General features: G+C 59.3%; 18 protein-coding genes. 8 read left to right on the top strand and 10 right to left on the bottom strand.

The genetic code is table 11. The features are described from left to right. Positions 1-11 precede the first annotated feature (11 nt). The 8 genes from ACRQ1B_RS17495 to ACRQ1B_RS17460 all read right to left on the bottom strand — a co-directional run bounded on the left by ACRQ1B_RS17495 (position 12) and on the right by ACRQ1B_RS17460 (position 6,634). On the bottom strand, positions 12-944 hold the full coding sequence (locus ACRQ1B_RS17495) for an ABC transporter ATP-binding protein (RefSeq protein WP_432295109.1): 933 nt from the start codon (positions 942-944) through the stop codon (positions 12-14). Beyond that, positions 941-1,582: an ABC transporter permease gene (locus tag ACRQ1B_RS17490; protein WP_432295108.1), complete on the bottom strand. Its 642-nt coding sequence runs from the start codon at positions 1,580-1,582 to the stop codon at positions 941-943. The genes ACRQ1B_RS17495 and ACRQ1B_RS17490 overlap by 4 nt, the downstream gene beginning before the upstream one ends. Positions 1,583-1,592: 10 nt before the next feature. Beyond that, entirely contained in the window at positions 1,593-2,210 is a 618-nt protein-coding gene (locus ACRQ1B_RS17485) for an ABC transporter permease (RefSeq protein ID WP_183995190.1), read from the bottom strand. Between the two features lie 115 nt (positions 2,211-2,325). Next, positions 2,326-3,198 carry a glycine betaine ABC transporter substrate-binding protein gene (locus tag ACRQ1B_RS17480; protein WP_432295107.1) on the bottom strand — a complete coding sequence of 291 codons (873 nt, stop codon included), beginning with the start codon at positions 3,196-3,198 and terminating at the stop codon, positions 2,326-2,328. Between the two features lie 913 nt (positions 3,199-4,111). Continuing rightward, positions 4,112-4,603, bottom strand: a complete 492-nt coding sequence (locus ACRQ1B_RS17475; RefSeq protein ID WP_432295106.1) for a CYTH domain-containing protein — start codon at positions 4,601-4,603, stop codon at positions 4,112-4,114. Positions 4,604-4,619: 16 nt separating this feature from the next. Continuing rightward, a complete protein-coding gene (locus ACRQ1B_RS17470; RefSeq protein ID WP_432295105.1) occupies positions 4,620-5,000 on the bottom strand; it encodes a hypothetical protein in 381 nt (126 codons plus the stop codon). Positions 5,001-5,069: 69 nt separating this feature from the next. Next, complete coding sequence (locus tag ACRQ1B_RS17465; protein ID WP_432295104.1) at positions 5,070-5,975, bottom strand: alpha/beta fold hydrolase; 906 nt, start codon at positions 5,973-5,975, stop codon at positions 5,070-5,072. A gap of 266 nt (positions 5,976-6,241) precedes the next feature. Then, the gene (locus tag ACRQ1B_RS17460) at positions 6,242-6,634 is read right to left on the bottom strand and encodes a GFA family protein (RefSeq protein ID WP_489753107.1); all 393 of its coding nucleotides are present in this window, start codon (positions 6,632-6,634) and stop codon (positions 6,242-6,244) included. 295 nt (positions 6,635-6,929) lie between these two features. Between ACRQ1B_RS17460 and ACRQ1B_RS17455 the strand changes: the two genes are divergently transcribed. Next, positions 6,930-7,184, top strand: a complete 255-nt coding sequence (locus ACRQ1B_RS17455) for a hypothetical protein (RefSeq protein WP_432295103.1) — start codon at positions 6,930-6,932, stop codon at positions 7,182-7,184. A gap of 535 nt (positions 7,185-7,719) precedes the next feature. On the opposite strand, the gene ACRQ1B_RS17450 is transcribed toward ACRQ1B_RS17455, so the two are convergent. Then, positions 7,720-8,118, bottom strand: coding sequence for a DoxX family protein (locus ACRQ1B_RS17450; protein WP_432295102.1), 399 nt, complete (start codon positions 8,116-8,118; stop codon positions 7,720-7,722). Continuing rightward, positions 8,102-9,103: an alpha/beta fold hydrolase gene (locus ACRQ1B_RS17445; protein ID WP_432295101.1), complete on the bottom strand. Its 1,002-nt coding sequence runs from the start codon at positions 9,101-9,103 to the stop codon at positions 8,102-8,104. The genes ACRQ1B_RS17450 and ACRQ1B_RS17445 overlap by 17 nt, the downstream gene beginning before the upstream one ends. A gap of 224 nt (positions 9,104-9,327) precedes the next feature. Here ACRQ1B_RS17445 and ACRQ1B_RS17440 point away from each other — a divergent pair, with 224 nt between their 5' ends. The 7 genes from ACRQ1B_RS17440 (at position 9,328) to ACRQ1B_RS17410 (ending at position 17,453) form a co-directional block, all read left to right on the top strand. Beyond that, positions 9,328-9,822, top strand: a complete 495-nt coding sequence (locus tag ACRQ1B_RS17440; protein WP_432295100.1) for a response regulator — start codon at positions 9,328-9,330, stop codon at positions 9,820-9,822. Between the two features lie 85 nt (positions 9,823-9,907). Further along, positions 9,908-11,845 (top strand): methyl-accepting chemotaxis protein, encoded by a 1,938-nt coding sequence (locus tag ACRQ1B_RS17435; RefSeq protein ID WP_432295099.1) that lies wholly within the window; start codon positions 9,908-9,910, stop codon positions 11,843-11,845. A gap of 4 nt (positions 11,846-11,849) precedes the next feature. Next, the gene (locus tag ACRQ1B_RS17430) at positions 11,850-13,289 is read left to right on the top strand and encodes a chemotaxis protein CheW (protein ID WP_432295098.1); all 1,440 of its coding nucleotides are present in this window, start codon (positions 11,850-11,852) and stop codon (positions 13,287-13,289) included. Beyond that, on the top strand, positions 13,286-14,371 hold the full coding sequence (locus ACRQ1B_RS17425; protein WP_432295097.1) for a protein-glutamate methylesterase/protein-glutamine glutaminase: 1,086 nt from the start codon (positions 13,286-13,288) through the stop codon (positions 14,369-14,371). The genes ACRQ1B_RS17430 and ACRQ1B_RS17425 overlap by 4 nt, the downstream gene beginning before the upstream one ends. Next, the gene (locus ACRQ1B_RS17420; RefSeq protein ID WP_432295096.1) at positions 14,371-15,237 is read left to right on the top strand and encodes a CheR family methyltransferase; all 867 of its coding nucleotides are present in this window, start codon (positions 14,371-14,373) and stop codon (positions 15,235-15,237) included. The genes ACRQ1B_RS17425 and ACRQ1B_RS17420 overlap by 1 nt, the downstream gene beginning before the upstream one ends. Beyond that, on the top strand, positions 15,238-17,196 hold the full coding sequence (locus ACRQ1B_RS17415) for a chemotaxis protein CheA (RefSeq protein WP_432295095.1): 1,959 nt from the start codon (positions 15,238-15,240) through the stop codon (positions 17,194-17,196). It abuts the gene before it with no gap. Beyond that, positions 17,193-17,453 (top strand): hypothetical protein, encoded by a 261-nt coding sequence (locus ACRQ1B_RS17410; RefSeq protein WP_432295094.1) that lies wholly within the window; start codon positions 17,193-17,195, stop codon positions 17,451-17,453. The genes ACRQ1B_RS17415 and ACRQ1B_RS17410 overlap by 4 nt, the downstream gene beginning before the upstream one ends. Positions 17,454-17,497: the final 44 nt, after the last annotated feature.

The raw sequence follows: 17,497 nt of genomic DNA, 5'->3' as shown, positions 1-17,497 counted from the left end.
GCTTTCTCCGGTCAGATCGAGAAGATCGCTTCGCGCGTCAGGTGACCGGTCACGGCCCCGTCTTCGCCGGTGACGGCCAGCACGTCGGTATTGCCCGCTACCATCAGCGACAATGCATCGCGCAGGTTGAGCGATGCCGCGACGCCGGACCTGGCATCAGCCCGCGGCCCGGAACGGGCGGCATCGGCCACAGAAAACAGGCTGAGCCGTTTGATGGCCCGGTCGACGCCGACGAAATTGGAAACGAAATCGTCCGCAGGCCGCGAAAGAATAGCGTCTGGCGTATCATATTGCACGATCCGGCCTTCCCGCATGATGGCGATGCGATCACCCAGCCGGATCGCTTCGTCGAGATCATGGGTGACGAGGACCACCGTCTTGCGCACCCGGCTGAGGATCTGGCGGAACTCGTCCTGCAGGCGTGCGCGGGCGATCGGATCGATCGCGCCGAAAGGTTCGTCCATCAGGAGTACCGCCGGATCTGCCGCAAGCGCGCGGGCAACGCCGATGCGCTGCCTCTGCCCACCGGAAAGCTGGCGCGGATAACGTGTCAGCATTTCGCCCGGATCGAGGCCCACGAGATCGAGCAGTTCCGCCGTGCGCTTTTCGATGCGCGGCTGGTCCCAGCCGAGCAGGTTCGGCACAGCTGCGATGTTGTCGGCAATTGTCATGTGCGGAAAGAGGCCGACATTCTGGATCACGTAACCGATGTGACGGCGCAACTGCACCGGATCGGCGCGGGTCACGTCCTCGCCGTTGACGAAGATGCGCCCCTCGGTCGTTTCGATCAGGCGGTTGATCATCCGCATCGTCGTGGTCTTGCCGCAGCCGGACGGGCCGATCAGCGCGACGGTCGATCCTTCCGGGACTTCCAACGTCAGATTGTCGACGGACGGTGTCGCTCCCTCGACATAACGCTTGGTGACGTTCTCCATGCGGATCATGCGGTCGTTCTTTCTGCAAAAAGCCTCTTCTCGGTAAAGCCGAGGATGAATTCCGTGCCGAGCGCGAGAATGGCGATCGGTACCGCGCCAACGAGGAGACGCGACATGTCCATCATGCTGATCCCGCCGGCGATGAAATCTCCCAGGCCCCCGCCGCCGATGAACGGTGCAAGCGTCGCACCGGCCAGAACCTGCACTGCGGCGGTGCGCGCCCCGGCAAACATCGCGGGCGCGGCGAGCGGAATGCGGATCTTCCACAACATCTGGCTTCGGCTCATGCCCATGCCGATTGCCGCCTCCACGGCGTCTGGATCGACATCCCTCAGGCCGACATAGGCGTTGAGCAGGATCGGCGGCAGGGCAAGCACGGTCAGCGCCATGATCGACGGCATCAGGCCGATACCGAGCAGCGGCATCATGATGGCAAGAATCGCAAGGCTCGGAATAGTGCGCAGACCATTGATCGTATTAATGACGCCGAAGGCGAAACGGCCGTAATTGACGATCGCCACCGACAGAGGCAGCGCAATGGCAAGCGCGATCGCCAGCGACACGCCGGACATGACCAGATGCTGGCCGAGCGCGCGCATGAAAACGTCGGGATTGTTGGCGACCCAGGAAACGGCGTTGTTCAGCATGACGATCCCCTCACTGCCACCGGACCAGCAGCCGTTCGGCCCGGGTCAGGATGAGATCGAAGGAGATCGCCAGCAGCGCCGTCAGAATACCGCCAACCAGGATTTTTTCCGGATATTCCTGGTCGATGCCGATGAGGATGATCGTGCCGAGCCCGCCGCCATCGATGAAGGCCGCGACCGTGGCAATACCGATCGTCGTCACGAGCGCGATGCGGGCACCCGAAAGGATCAGTGGCGCGGCGAGCGGCAGTTCGATGCGGAACAGTCTCTGCCATCGCCCATATCCCATGCCGTCTGCTGCATCGAGCACGTCGGCAGGCACTCCGCGCAAGCCGGTGACAATGTTGCGCAGCAGGATCAGCAGACAATAGGACGACAAGCCGATCAGTGCCGGCTTCATGCCGAGCCCGACCAGCGGAATGAGCAGCGCAAAGAGCGCAAGGCTCGGGATGACGAAAATGACGTTGGCGATGGTCAATGCGACGGCATAGAGCCTCTGACGGCGCGCGCAGAAGATACCGATGACGAGCGCGATGACCAGGCCGATCAGAACCGCGGAGATCGACAGGACCAGATGCTGCCAGACGGCGAGCGCGATCTCGGGAATATGTCTGGGAGCCCACTTCAACGATTGTAAACTTTCTCTACGGCGATCAGAACCATGAAAGCAGTCGATGCGGCAGGGCGAAGGCCCGCCGCATCGTCACGTCAAATTGCGCGTTGCGCCATTATATCAAGAGCTTTCAGATGCCCTGCGCCTTCAGGAATTCTTCGGCGACGTCAGCCGGTTCTTCCTTGTCGCGATCGACCTTGGCGTTCAGCTCGCGCATGTTCTCGTTGTTGAGAAGCGGGCTGATCTTGTTCAGGACCTCGGCGATCTTCGGGTTCTTGGCAAGCGTGTCCTGGCTGACGACCGGCACCAGATAGTAGGGCGGGAACAGGTTCTTGTCGTCGGCAAGAACGACGAGCTTGTTCTCGGAAATCTGCCAGTCCGTCGCGAAACCGTAGGAGACGTCGAGATCCTTGGCTGTCAGCGCGCTGTAGCGGATGCCGAGCTTTGCAAAGATCTTGAATTCCTTGAACTCGATGCCGTAGACCTGCTTCAGGCCCGGCAGGCCGTCCTTGCGCTCGCCGAAACCGGCTTCCGCGCCGAAGGTCAGATCCTTGGAGACCGGGCCGAGATCGGTCAGCGTCTTCAGCTTGAACTTTTCGGCCGTTTCCGGAAGGGTAATGATCGCATAGCCATTGTTGATCTTGGTCGGCTCGAGAAGCGTTAACTTCAGGTTCTTCTCGTAATATCCCTTGACCTCGCCATAGATCTTGTCAGCGCTGCCCGACAGGTCGCCCTTCACAACGGCCGCGAGCGCGGTGCCGGTATATTCGGGATAGAGGTCGATTTCGCCGTTCGTGAGCGCGGTATGGGCGACGAGCGTGGCACCGAGGTTGAGCCGGCGCTCGACTTCCACGCCGGCCTTTTCCAGCGCCTGGGCGTAGATCTCGGCAACAACGAACTGTTCAGTGAAGTTTTTGCTGCCGATTTTAACGGCCTCAGCATAGGCCGGGAAGGAAAGACCGATCAAGGTCGCGGTTGCAACGGCAAGAGACTTCATGCTCATAGTTCCCCTGTAGCGGATAAAAACATCACGACGTTTCTACGCGATGAATGTTCCATGGGATCAGGACACTATGCTAATTTGAACCCTGACCGTGAAACAAACATCCTATCCTGGCGGAGATGCAATAGTTTGCCACATTCCTTTCCTAGGATGTCCCGCGCCTGCGCACAGTCATTAAAGTCATTCGGTCATTGGCTTTTCCGATGAGGCGCGAGCGGCAAACGATTGTGTTCAATCGCGCGCTCTTGACCCCATACGAACCTCTGATCCGCTGGCGAGATATCCAGTGAACGGCATGATCAGCTCGGACGGGATCGTCAGGAAGACATTCCGTGAACTTAATTTCGCAGCGGATAACTTAGGTGCCAGGATGTTTCGGTGATTGCGTCGCTTGTGCTGGGCCACAAAAGGTCACGTGCTTGGTTCGGAAGGCCAATCGTTGGCGGGTCGGGGTAGCTCTGGCTCGTTTCCTACAGCGATCGCCGACAGACGTGCACTTGCAGACTCGATGATGGCAGCCAAGAACTCCTCCCGCTGCCATCCGACCAAGTGGACCTCCTCCACAAGTAACTGGACAGCGTAGTCGGCAACCTCTTCTGCCTCATCGTTGCGTCCAAGCTGCCTGGAACCAATGGTCGGCGCCTCAATCATAGCCATCCTCCGTGGCATGAAAGGTCGCCGCGAACAGGTAAAGGTGCTCGCCTGGCATTTCGTTGCCCGCAGCGAGAAATCGGGAAAACCGCTGCGTTCACCGTCTCCGTCACGCCCGATTGGCACGCGGCGACCTCATCTGACAACCGTTAAGTATGCATCCGGTTCCCTATGGTGCATTCACGCCTTCCAGTGTTCGATTGATCTTCGCGACTAAACCTAACTTTGTGTAGTCTCATCAATGTTTGCTCACGTTTTTACCCTACGCATCTCCCGCAGTGTGGTCTCGGATAGAAAGCTCTCCGGCGAGCGTGCTTGAACTATAGCGGACGTCGCCGGTTATTTCCTTCCCTGCCCACTGTGGCTTCTCAAGGGGGTAGTCCTCGGATGGAAGCTCGACTTCGCATGTGACAAGCCCTTCCAGGGCGCCGCTGTATTCATCGACTTGCCATACAAGGCCAGCATGTTCGATGTCGTGTCTGGTCTTCATCAGAGCAGGCTCCGAGGCAAACTCTGCTACCATCGACTGAGCGTCTGCCTCATTCAGGTCAACGTGGAATTCGTTGCGCGAGTAACCTCGACGAGGTCCTTTGATTGTCAGCATCGCCGCGCCGTCACATATCCGGATACGCGCCTTACCGTTCTCATTTTCGAACCGCGCTATCAGGTGGTCCGAGATGCTGCGACGCTTGAGGCTCCGGGATCGCCAGGTCTCGTTTACGACCAAGAATTTACGTTCGATTTCTACCGCCATCCTGCGACTGTGCCGATTAGTGGACTTGGCCGCGCGCAGGCAGTTCCTCGGCGACGCCGTCGGCAATCGCCGCAACGGAGGCCGAATTTTGGAGCCTGGATTTCAGCTCGTTTGATACCGATGGTGCTTTTCCATCGTCCTCGTCGTCTTCGAGAGTGTCGTCTTCGATACCCAGCGACGAGAGGCGGTATTTGATCGCTAGATCATAGATCGCTTCGAGCACATATCGCTCCCTAACGTCGGGATCAGTCAAAGCCATAAGTGAGGCCTTAACGAGACGCTTGCTCGAGGTCTTGGGGCACTTTTCGGTCACGAAGTCGTGGAGACCGGCCCCGGTACGGCCATCAGCGGCACCTTCGATCAAAGCGTTGTAAACGCGGTTAAGCTTCTTGCCCATCTTGTTCTCCCATTCACGACGGTCGAACGCATCGTCGCATGAAATGGTTGCACCAGGTCGCGCTGCGCCCTAAGCGGTTTCTTCGAACAGGCCAGGTTCGGGTCGGTCGAGCTCGTGATCCTCTTTCAGAAAACGAATGATGTGGGCGTTTGTCCACTCTGGCTCCTCGAGGTGAACCCAATGCGTCGCGCTCCGATGGACGCACATCCGGCCGTTGGCACATTGGACAAGGCTTTCCTTGGCGAGCCTGAAATCAAGGGCGCGATCCTTGCAACCCCACAAGACGAGCACCGGCGGAACGATCCGGCCGAGCGTCGGGCGGGGTTCCCTTACGAGGGCGCGGTAGTAATTCAGCATCGCCTTCAGGCGCCCCTCGCGCTGCCACTGCAACCGATACAGTTCCAGCTCGTCAGCCGCAAAAACGCCCGGCCGTGCCGTCTTCGTCAGAGCGTCGGACAGCAACTTGAAGCGCCCCGCTCGCAGGATCGTTTCTGGAAGGGACGGCAACTGGAAGAACGCGATATAAGCGCTACGGATCATTTGCGACGGCATCTTGCGCATCACGTCCGCCATAACATCGAGATGGGGCGCATTGAGCACGACCAGTCGTTTCACGCGCATTGGATGGAAGGAAGCGACGGCCCACGCAACTATGCCGCCCCAGTCGTGGCCGATGATATTGAAACTCTGCCACCCGAGATGTGACGCAAGTTTCTCCACGTCATCGACGAGATTGGCGATGCGGTAGTCGGAAACATCAGGCGGTGCGCTGCTGTGGCCATAGCCGCGCATGTCGATCATCACAACCCGAAACCCGGCCTCGGAAAGAACTGACGACTGGTTTCTCCAAGCCCACCAATATTCGGGAAAACCATGGAGCAGAAGGACTGGCTCTCCATCGGGAGGCCCCTCCTCGACGATGTGGAGAGAAATATTTTCGAGATCGACGATGCGTGAAGTCTGCGAATTTCCCATGTCGTGGCCTCGGAGCGCTGGAGAGCGATCCCTTACGAACAGCCCTTACATAGTGATGTTCCGTCGATAGGCGCCTGAAACGGATAGAATGTCAGAGTGTTGCAGCTACGCAACAAACAGGGTCGCAAAGCCTGGCGAAGTTGGCGTTATTGGAGGCCCGCAGCTTTTCGAGCCGGGGGTCCGGGCCTCCGCCATGCGGCGGCGGATTGATACCGCATGCATCAGAGAATGCGAATATAGGGATGGATTGCTCCACAAGTTGTGGTTCAGGGACGACGGTCGATTCTATCCCCGGCGATGATTACCCATTCATGCCTGCGCTTTTCGAATATTGATCGTGTAGGAGGTGGGAAGCCGGGATCGGCGAAGCTACCCACCGGAATTGCGAACGCCTCAGGCACGTCCTCGTTCTCATAGAAAACCGTTGACCCGCAGTCAGGACAAAAGTGATACTTTGCCGTCAGTCCGCCCTCTCCTACCCGTTCAAAGGTTTTGTAAGGTCCCTCAACTGTCACGTTCGCTCTTGGGAAACGAGCCTGGACACCGAATGCGCTTCCGGTGCGACGCTGGCACTCCAGACAGTGGCACACTGAAACCTGCATCGGTTCCCCATCGCAGGCAACGGTTAAGCGAGCGCATCTGCATTCTGCCAGTCGCATGGCGATGTCTCCTTTTGCGATCCAGCTAGAATTGGCACTTGTATCGGACCAAACAAGTTTGGACTTGTTTAAACTCTTGAGAAGATCAGGATCGAAGCTACCCCGACGCCAAGGTCGCTATCTCGCATAGCTGCCGGAACGTCAGAGGCGAACCTGAGGACAATAGCGGCCGCGTTGCGATATGCATTACGCGCATACCAAATCGCTAATATACGCCATTTCCTAAAGTAACTCTATGTCCCATAAGCGTGGATCCCACGACCTCGCAATTTAGGACGAATCCTTGCTCCCAGGAATGTCAGCAACCGAAAGTGCTCGCCTTTTCGAACGCATCAGCGCCACAGCAATTGCGAACCAGGCCATATTGAAATGCTCGCTCGCAGGTGCGCCTCTGACGGTTGATAACGTCATCCTATTCGTTGGCGATTTTGTCCAGCCCGATGAACCAGCTGTCATGGGTCTGATGGATAGGATCACGAATGCCATTCATGAAGTAATCGATTGCAAGGCTTTGGTAAAGCACATCGCTGCCGCAAACGATGCGGATTAAACTCATTTACTCAGGAAGCGCTGATGTTCGGCGCATCCCATTAAGCTCCTTCATCCAATTGGCTTGCCGGCAGACGTTCCTGGAATATGTGGCCCGCGGGTCTCGGATCCATCTTAAATCGCCGGCAAGGGCGACGACCCGAGCCGGCGCTTCTTATTCTCTCAAGAAGCGGTAGTCATAAGACAAGCGGGTGCACCCGAACGATCGTCCACGCCTCGCAAAGACCATACGTGACAGCATCAGCCATTATCTCCAACAAGAGACCGGGTTCTGAGCGCAGAAGGGGATTACATTCCGGTCGCGTCATACGGCAGAGTATTGCGATGGCGATGGGCAATCCAACATGATATGTCGGAATTGTCACCCCGCAGAGGCCGGTCAGGCTAATCTGCCGGATTAGGCCTCGATTTCGAGGATACAAATTTAAGCCGCAAAATAATCAAGCCACGAGTGTTCGTTTATCTGTTGCACCCGCGACAGGATAGGTAAGAGACCATTTATTTCGGTTTGGAAAATGTATGCGCCTCTTTCAGCATCAACGCGGAAAGCGCCGCCGGCCCGCGAAAATTGCAAGCCAGACGAGCAGCGGCTGCAAAGGCAGACGGATGACATGATAGGCCCATTGCCAGGGTGACACTGTCGCAGCAGTCAGGCTATCCACCGCATGTTTGAGGTTTGCCGGAAACACAAGGACTGCATAGAACGCCAGAGCCATACCGGCATATCTTCTTGTTCTCGGGACGAGGAGACCGATCGCTCCAGCAATCTCGCATAGACCCGTCAGCAGGATGACATCAGGCGCATCAGGCACCCAGTTCGGGGTAATGCTGAGAAAAGGGGAAGGAAAGGCGATATGCAGAACGCCGGCGACGCCATAAAAGACGAACAGGCCGAGCCGACAGCGCTGACGCCAGACCTCAGCGCTTGCCATCATCTGCGATCCGCTGCTCCGTTATCTTACGGACCGTTTCCAGTCCGTTTTTCCGGCCGGCAACCTTCCTGATGGCTTCGATGGCAAGATCGCTGGCAACATAGTCAGACTTGTGTCCAAGATTGCGCACCACGACCAGTTTCGAGCCTGCAATGTCGCGCGCCAGATGCCGTGCATGGACGGTGGGCGAAACGATTTTATCTGCATCACCGGTGATGATGACAGTTGCAGCCTTGATCCTGCGATAGTTGACGCTGGCCGTTTTTGCCCAATCACTGAGCGCTGCAACCTCCATGGCATTGTGGCGGAAGGCCGCCGGACGCAATGCCTGCAATGCTCTGGTTTCGCGGATGTAATTGGCCGGCGGCTGGTTGGGCCAAAACACCGCTCTTGTGGCACGATCGATTGCTGCAAGCCCGATCGGAGGCGCAATGAAGGTACTGAAGAGCGGGCCTGTCACAGGAACCGCCGCCGCATCATAATACCACGCGACACCTCCCTCCCAGGGGTAAACGGCGGGTGAGAGGAAAACGAGCCCTGCAACCTTGTCCGGATGGCGGATTGCAAGGGCTGCAGCGATAGCGCCACCGAACGAGTGTCCGACAATGACCGCCTTGCCGATACCGCGCGCTTGCATCAACAGCGCTATGGCATCGGCCTGACCGTCAGGCAGGATGTTGCGTGGGCTTCCTGCATCGGACGATCCGTGTCCGGGGCGGTCAACGAAAAGCAGATCCGCCCTGCCCTGCAGCTTTCGGCGAAAGGACAACACCGGATCGTAAAGACTGGCGCTGGCACCGTGAATAAAAACGATCGGCGGCAGATCGGGGTTTTTATTTCCCTTGACCAGAATGCTGTTGAGTTCGGTTCCACCCACATCGATCCGTACCGGATGTGGTTCGTCTGCCTGCGCAAGGCTGCATCCGGCAGCAAGCGCAAAAATGGCGAGGAACAATGTGCGGATAGAACGGAAAAAGATATTCGGCATGAAACCTCGAAACAGCATAGCTCTGAACGCTAATACGTGCGGTCGTGCCAAATGGTTTCACGCGTAGCCGACCTTGCTTGCACGCTATGCCACCCGACCAAGCTCAAAAGCGGACGATCGGAGCTGCAGCGCGGCACCTGCTTGAAGCCCCGCGCTGTATTTGCAGCGTTTCGATAATTACATCGGCGGCACGACACGATTGGTGCCCACTGAGCAGCGTTATCGTGACAGATATTCCTCAGGAACTTTGCGTGCCATTCGGCGTTTTTTTGTTGAATTTCGTATGTTTCCCTACAATTGGTTTTTGTTCGAATGCAATGTCGCGCCCACCAGGTCTTGGTCGTCGAAGACGAGGACCTTATCCAGATGCCCCTGTCACGGATCTGGAAGACGCCGGATTTCAAGTCTACGAAACCGGAACCGCCGATGCGGCACTGGAAAGGCAGGAAACACATCCAGAAATCGTGGCGATCGTCACCGACACAGACATGCCGGGTTCGATGGACGGGCTGAAGCACATCGAAGTGGTGCATCAATCGCGGCTGAATATGGCGATCATGCTGACCTGCGGCTTTTTGAAGGTTCACAAAAGCAGCCTGCCGCGCGAAATACCCTTCGTCTGGAAACCTTATGACATCCGCCACGTCATAAACCATATCCGCGAACTGATCAGTCACCTGCATGGGAAAGATTGCTTTGCCCAGCCCTTTAAGTCATAAAAATCAGATGAGTTAGCCGCCTTTTGCGGGCTCGGCGCCTTTCCGCGCGAGCATGCATTTCGGGCCTATAAACAACGGACATCCTATGGCACTGGTAAAGACCTCCCAACTGGGCGCAAAGTCGGCGGCAGGTAAAGTGATGACGTCCGGCCCGACGGGCAATGCAGGTTCGGACAAGTCGGCAGCTTCCCGCCGGTCACAGGATCGCTCTCGCGTCCGTCAGCAGAAGGCGGCCGAGCGGATCGGAGCCGCAACGGAAGAACTCTCGACCGGCGTCGCCGAAGCGGCTTCGGCCGCCGAAGAGCTTCGTCGCGCACTCGAGCAGATCGCCAGCGGCGCGGAAGAAGCAGCAGGCGCGGCGCACGAATCCCTGTCCGCCACCACGCACCTTTCCGCGCGGTTCAGCGAGGCCCGATCCGAGGCCGAGGCTGCGCGCACACGCGCCGAGGAACTGCAGGGCTCGGTGCTGGAGGCGGCCGCACAAATCGAAACGTCGGTCATCGCCATCGATACCAACGCCTCGCGCCAAAGCGCCTCGGTTGCCGTCATCGAGAAGCTGCAGTCGCAGGCCGAGACGATCGGCGCGACCACGGTCGCCGTTGCCGATATTTCCGATCGAACAAACCTGCTTGCTCTGAACGCCGCAATCGAGGCCGCACGCGCTGGTGATGACGGTCGAGGGTTTGCCGTGGTCGCCGACGAAGTCCGCTCATTGGCCGAAGTCGCCGAGCGCAGCTCGCGTGACGTCAACCAGCATGCACAGACGATTGTCGACGGCGTCCGGCTGATTGCCGCCCGGATGAACTCCGCTGCGACGAAGGCACGCGAACAGACGGTCTCCGGACGGGCCGTCGGTGAAGAACTGCACGCCATCCGTTCGGGCCTGACCGCGCTGTCGCAGAATAGCCAGACCATCCTCATTGCGGCCGTCGAGGCGGAAGTGGCGACCCGCGAGGCGCAAAAGGGTGCCGAAACGGTTGCGGCGGCAGCAGAAGAACAGTCGGCGGCGGCGACCGAGGCACAGCGCGCCGTGCTGCAGCAGAGTTCGGCGCTGGAGGAAAGTCACCTGACCGCCCAATCGCTGGCAACCCTTGCGGACGAACTGATGAACGAAGGAGGCCGGTCCTCTCGGGCGGAGGAACTGAGTTCGGCCGCCGAGGAACTATCAGCGACCGTTCAGGAGCTTTCCGGCGCCGCCGACGAGATCCTGATCGCCGTGGAGCAAATCAGCCGGGGCGCTGAAGCTCAAGCAGCCGCCACGCAGCAGGCGAATGCAGCGATGGTCCAGATCGAAAAAAGTGCTTCACAGGCTCAGACCGGTGCCGAACACGCAGCAGGGCGGGCCCAGGAAATCAGGAGTTTGCTGGCAACGACCAAGGCAGGCCTGATGGGCATAACATCCGGCATTTCCGACGCACTGACGGACACCCGCAATGCCTTGGCAGACCTCAACGCGCTCGGCGAAATAGGATTCCAGATCGAGCGCGCCGTCGACCGGATCGTACTTGTCGCCGTCCAGACAAACATGCTGGCCGTCAGCGGCTCTGTGGAAGCGGCAAGAGCCGGCGACGCCGGCCGTGGGTTTGCCGTCGTGTCGACCGATATCCGCAAGCTCGCCCAGGACGCGGCGGAAAACATTGACGGCGTGAAGGACGTCGTTCGGTCGATCCAGATCCAGATCCTCGCCGTCCAGCGCGAGCTTGAAGCGACCATGGCTGCTTGCGAGGCTGAGATCGCCAAGAGCAGCCTGATCCTCGATCTTCTATCCGTTGCGGAAGCCGATATCGAGACGATGGTGCGCGGAAATGCGTCCATCCTGGAAGCCGCACAATCGATTCTCATCGCTGCTACGCAGGTTCAGACCGGCACGCAGCAGATCGCCTCCGTCGCCCAGGAAGCAAGTGCTGCCTCGGAACAGGCTGCCACCGCGGCGAGACAACAGTCCCGCGGTGCCGAAGACCTGGCGGCAGCCGTCGAGGAAATCGCGTCGCTTGCAGACGAACTCCAGATGTCGGGAAACTGACAGGATGGAAAACTTCTCCTGGGAGGCGGACCGACGACGCCGGCTCGTGTTCAGGGTCGGACAGCTCAGCCACGAGATCGAAGCCGACAGGGTTCTGGGGGTGGTCAGGACCGGCCACCTCACCCGGGTGCCAAATGGTCCCTTTGCCCTCGCGGGCATTTCCAATCTACGCGGCCGGCCGATGCCGGTCCTGTCGATGGCGCGAATCCTAAGCGGCGGGGATGGCGCATCCCCTCAGAATGGCAAGATCATCGTCTATGATCACGGCGGACCGGTCGGCCTGCTCGTCGACGACGTGCTAACGCTATCGGACAAATCCGCAGCAGCGCCCCTCGAGGGTTTGAGCGATCTTCTGGACGCCGCGTTCAAGACAACGAGACGTGCGCCTGTCGGGCGAACAGGTTTCGTCGAGCGCGACAGAAGCAGCCAAGCAAGTGTGACGCTGACACCGATTTTGTCGTTCCGCGTAGCCGGCCAGCTTTACGGACTGCCGCTCGAACATGTCCGAGAGGTCTTTATCAGGCCTGGCGATGTCGCAGCCGTTGCCAACGGGCAAGAAGCGGTGACGGAGCTTATGTCCCTGCGCGACAGCGTTCTGCCTTTGGTGTCGCTCGTGTCGCTGATGGGCCTGGAAACTGCCCGATCAGCGGCCGAAAATGCACGGATCGTGGTTATCGAGCATGAGGGTGACCTGATCGGTCTGGTCGTTGATGCGATTGACGTCATTTATCGTCTGCCCGAGCAAGCCATGGATATGGTTCCCGCGGTCCTGCAGCGTGGCCGCGGCAATGCGCAGATCGCGGCGATCGGCCGGATTGAGGATAGTGGACGATTGATCTCTATCCTGTCGCCGGAAAAGCTGTTCGGCGACGATGAGGTCGCAAGGGCCGTTGGCCAGAAAACGGGAGCCGCATCAATGCAAACAGCGTCAGAAGCGGACGGTGCGGTCGAGCAATTCCTGATCTTCCAGCTGGGAGAGGAGAACTACGGCCTTCCGATCGCCTCGGTGGACGAAGTCATCAGGGTGCCAGCCGAGGTCACCCGCATGCCCGGTGCGCCTGCCTTCGTCATCGGCGTCATCAACCTGCGCGGCAGGGCCGTACCGCTGATCGATCAGCGAAGCCGCTTCGACAGCCCTCAAGCGGTACAGACAGCCGCTGCCCGCGCCATCGTGTTGACGATCGGCAGGCTCCAGGCGGGCTTCGTCGTTGACGCGGTGTCCGAGGTGAAGGCATTACCGGCCGCCGCCCTCTCCGTAGCGCCCGATTTTTCGTCCGAGCAGACGGAAGTTTTCGATCGCGTCGCCCATATCGAGGCGGATGGCAGGATGGTGCTGCTGGTCGATCCGAAGGAGCTTCTGACGAAAGCGGAGCGAGACGTGGTTTCCGCCATCACCGAGGGCAAGGCCGCAACAGGGACAGAGACTGGCGGCATCGGATCATGATCCGCCTTCTGATTGTGGAAGATTCCGCCTTGATGCGGAAGTTGCTCGGCCAGATTTTCGGCACTGAGCCCGATTTCGAGATCGGGTTCGCCCGTGATGGCGATGAGGCGCTGAAGATCATTCCGGACTTTCGCCCAGACGTGGTGACGCTCGACATCCACATGCCGCGGATGAATGGCCTGGAATGTCTCGACCGCATTATGCTCCAACATCCCTGCCCCGTTGTAATGGTCTCCTCGCTCACGCAAGCAGGAGCGCAAGAAACCTTAGCGGCGCTCGAAATGGGCGCTGTCGACTTCATCGCAAAACCGAGTGGCGCCATCTCTCTGGGAATCGACGAACTGGCGCCACGCCTGGTAGAAAAGGTTCGCATCGCGGCCTCCGTGCGCATCCGGCACAGCCGCCGGCTCACAGAGCGCGTCCGCCTCGCGAAGCGTTTGCCGTATGCAACGGCACCCTCTGCCATGCCTCGCCCCACCCCGTTTCGCCCCATGTTCAACGGCGGGGCAGGCCACGGGCTGGTGCTGATCGGCACGTCTACAGGTGGCCCACCGGCACTGGATGCGGTACTTGCCCAATTGCCGTCCGGGTTCAAATGGCCGGTCGTTGTCGCGCAACATATGCCAGCGTCCTTCACCGGCGCCCTCGCAAAGCGCCTCGACAAGATATGCGCGCTGACCGTCATGGAAGTCACCCGGCCGACAAGGCTCGAACCGGGTAATATCTACATCGCCCGGGGCGATTCCGATATCGTGATTTCTTCCCGCGCTGGAGATCTGGTGGCGATGGCGGCACCCAGCGATCACGAGTTCCGGTGGCACCCCAGCGTCGATCGGATGGTGCGCTCGGCGATGAAGCATGTGCCGGCGGAAGCCTTGATCGGCGTCCTGATGACAGGCATGGGAAATGACGGAGCAGCGGCGATGACCGACCTCAGATCGGCAGGCGGTCATACCGTTGCCGAGGCAGAAGAAACTGCCGTCGTCTGGGGAATGCCGGGTGAGCTGGTGCAGCGCGGCGGAGCGACCGAGGTGAAGCGGCTGGACCAGATCGGGCAACATCTTCTGGATAGGATCTGCTGATGGCCACGCCACCGATCGCTGAGCAAAAACACCGGGTCGAGCCTCTGTCTCCAGGTGAACTAGAGGAAATATGCGCTCTCATCTACAAGCGCAGCGGCATGGTGTTCGGCGAAACGAAGCGCTACTATATCGAGCGTCGCATCACCGATCTGGTGCGCCAGCGGCGGGCGCACTCGGTCAGGGATTACATCTCGATCCTGCGCGGCGATCTCAGTGAATCCGAATTGCTGATCAACAGCTTCACAGTCAACGAGACCTATTTCTATCGCGAACTGCACCAGCTCGCATGCCTGAGCAATTCCATCCTTCCCGACCTCGTCCGGTCGAAGCGACCGGGCGACCGGATCCGCATCTGGTCAATGCCCTGCTCCAGCGGCGAGGAGCCCTATTCCGTCGCGATCTGGCTGCTCGAGAACTGGCCGCTTGTTGATGCCTACAACATCGAAATCGTCGGCTCCGATATCGATACCGACATCCTTCGCCGCGCCGTCGATGGTAATTTTGGCCAACGGTCGCTCTCGAAGCTTCCCCATGAGCTTATCGACCGCTATTTCGAAGCCGGGCAGGATCAGCAGCATCGGCTAATCGGTGATCTCAGGGAATCCGTCGCTTTCGCCAAGGGCAATATCGTCGATCGCCAGAGCCTTGCAGCACTCGGTCGTTTTGACGTAATCTTCTGCCGCAACCTGCTTATTTATTTCGACGAGGCGGCTCGCGAGACTGCAGCGCGCAACATTCATGAAATGCTCTATCCCGGCGGCTATGTTTGCCTTGGCCATACCGAGTCCATGTCCAGGATATCGGAAACTTTCGAAACCGTGCGCTTTCCCGATGCCATCGTATACCGCGAGACGAGAGACAAATAGATGGATGAATTGATCGAACAATTCGCCATCGAGGCACGCGAGCTCGTCCAGCAGTCCTCGGACGATCTCATGGCGCTGGAAGCGGACGCCGGCAATCGTGACCACCTGGAAAGCGCCTTCCGGGCAATCCATACGCTCAAGGGCTCTGTCGGCCTGTTCGACCTCGGCCGGATGCAGGACGTGCTGCACCACGCCGAAGATCTCTTGTCCCGAGCGCGGACGGGCACCATCGCGGTGGATGCGACACTCATCGATCCGCTTCTGTCAGTGGTCGAATGGGTTGAAGACAGCATTGATGCGATCGTCGAGACCGGACATCTGTCCGACGCGCAGGACAAGCAGGCCTCCCGGCTTCTCGGGCTTTTGACGAGCGAGATGACCGGGCGCGAAACCGTCGAGCAAACTGTCACTTCGACGACACTGCCGGACTGGGCGCTCTTGCTCGCCGAGCGCCTGCCCTCTTCCGATAGACCCGGAACCGCGATCGCCATTCGCTACGACCCGCACCCGGAATGTTTTTTCAATGGCGACGATCCTCTGGCGACCATCTCTCGTCTGCCGGACCTTCTCCATATTTCACTCTCGCTCAAAGAGCCGCCTCCATCGCCGAAAGACTATGATCCTTTCCGCTGCAATTTGATGATCGAGGCCATTTCCGGTGGGCCGCTGTCGACCCTGGAAGCCGCGTTCCGGCTCATCCCCGACCAGGTGACGCTGGTGGAGCTGCCGCCACCGGGCGATCACCGGACATCCGCCGAAACCGATGCCCCGCCGGAACGTCTCGCCGATCGCCAGACGACGATGCGGGTGGATCCGGCGCGGATCGACATGCTGGTTGAGATCGCCGGCGAACTGGTCACGGCAAAGAACGGCCTCGTGCCGCTGGCCGAGGAAGCGCGAAGCCTTGGTGACGGCGCGCTTGCCAGACGCATCGGCTCCAGCCACGAGGAGATCGAGAGGCTGGTGGCTTCGCTCTACAGCGCCGTCACGCAGGCCCGGATGATCCCGCTGGAGCAGACGTTCCGCCGTTTTCCGCGACTGGTCCGCGAAACGTCAACGAAGCTCGGCAAGGCGCTCGATCTGGTAATCGAAGGCGAAACCGTCGAAGCAGACCGTGAAATCGTCGAGAACCTGTTCGAGCCGCTGCTTCATCTCATTCGCAACGGGCTTGACCACGGTATCGAATCCGAAGGCGAACGTTTACAATCGTCGAAGCCGGCGAGAGGGCGCATTCTTCTGCGTGCGCGGCAGCGAGGCGACCAGATCGAGATCGAGGTGAGTGACGATGGCCGGGGCATGGACGCGGAGCGCATCCGCAAGACCGCATTGGATCGCGGCCTGCTGACCGCAACCCGTGCGGCCGCCCTGCCTGACGCCGATGCTTTGCAGCTCGTATTCGCACCGGGCTTCTCGACCATGTCAGCGGTATCCGACCTCTCGGGTCGCGGCGTCGGCCTCGACGTGGTCCAGCGCTCCATCCAGCGTCTTGGCGGAACACTCGACATGCAAAGCACGTTCGGGACGGGAACGTCGTTCATGCTCAGGCTCCCGATCAGCTTCTCGATGACGCAACTGATGGTCGTCAAAGTGGGCGGCGAACGTTACGGAATCCCGATTTCCGACATCCTTGAAACCCGGAAACTGCCAGTGCAGGCCGTTCAGTCGATCAGGGCGGGCCGCGCATTCATCCTGCGTGATCGTACAATTCCCCTGCTTGATCTCGCCGACCTGTTGCAGATCCGTCGCGCCATCGCCGCGTCCGCTGACCTGAAGGTCCTGATCGTTCGGACCGGGGAAGATCGGATCGGAGTGGTTGTCGATGACATTGCCGAGCGAGCCGAAACCCTGACACGGCCTCTATCCGGCCTCCTGCAGGGTGTGACAGGTATAGCCGGCACAACGCTGCTGGGCGACGGTAAGGTCCTGCTCGTCCTTGATCTCGAGGAGCTGATCCGATGACTGTGACCGTCGACGACAATGCAATCCGATTGACAGGTCCATGCGGCGTCGAGGAAGTCGAAACACTTGTGAGCTACATGGATCGCCATCCTGACCTACATATAGATCTGAGCGCCGCGACAACGATCCATACTGCCATATGGCAGGCACTGATGGTTTTCCGGCCACAGCTTGCAGCCAACCCTGTATCATCCTTGATATCAGATAAGGTGCTCGAAGAAATAAACGCTTATTTCAGGCAAACCAGCCCGCAATAGGCTAACCAGCTTGCGAATGCCCCGGCACACACATAAGTGTTGCG

The organism is Endobacterium panacihumi (genome assembly GCF_050847465.1).
Taxonomy (GTDB): domain Bacteria; phylum Pseudomonadota; class Alphaproteobacteria; order Rhizobiales; family Rhizobiaceae; genus Neorhizobium; species Neorhizobium panacihumi.
This window is presented reverse-complemented; position numbering and strand designations above follow the sequence as displayed.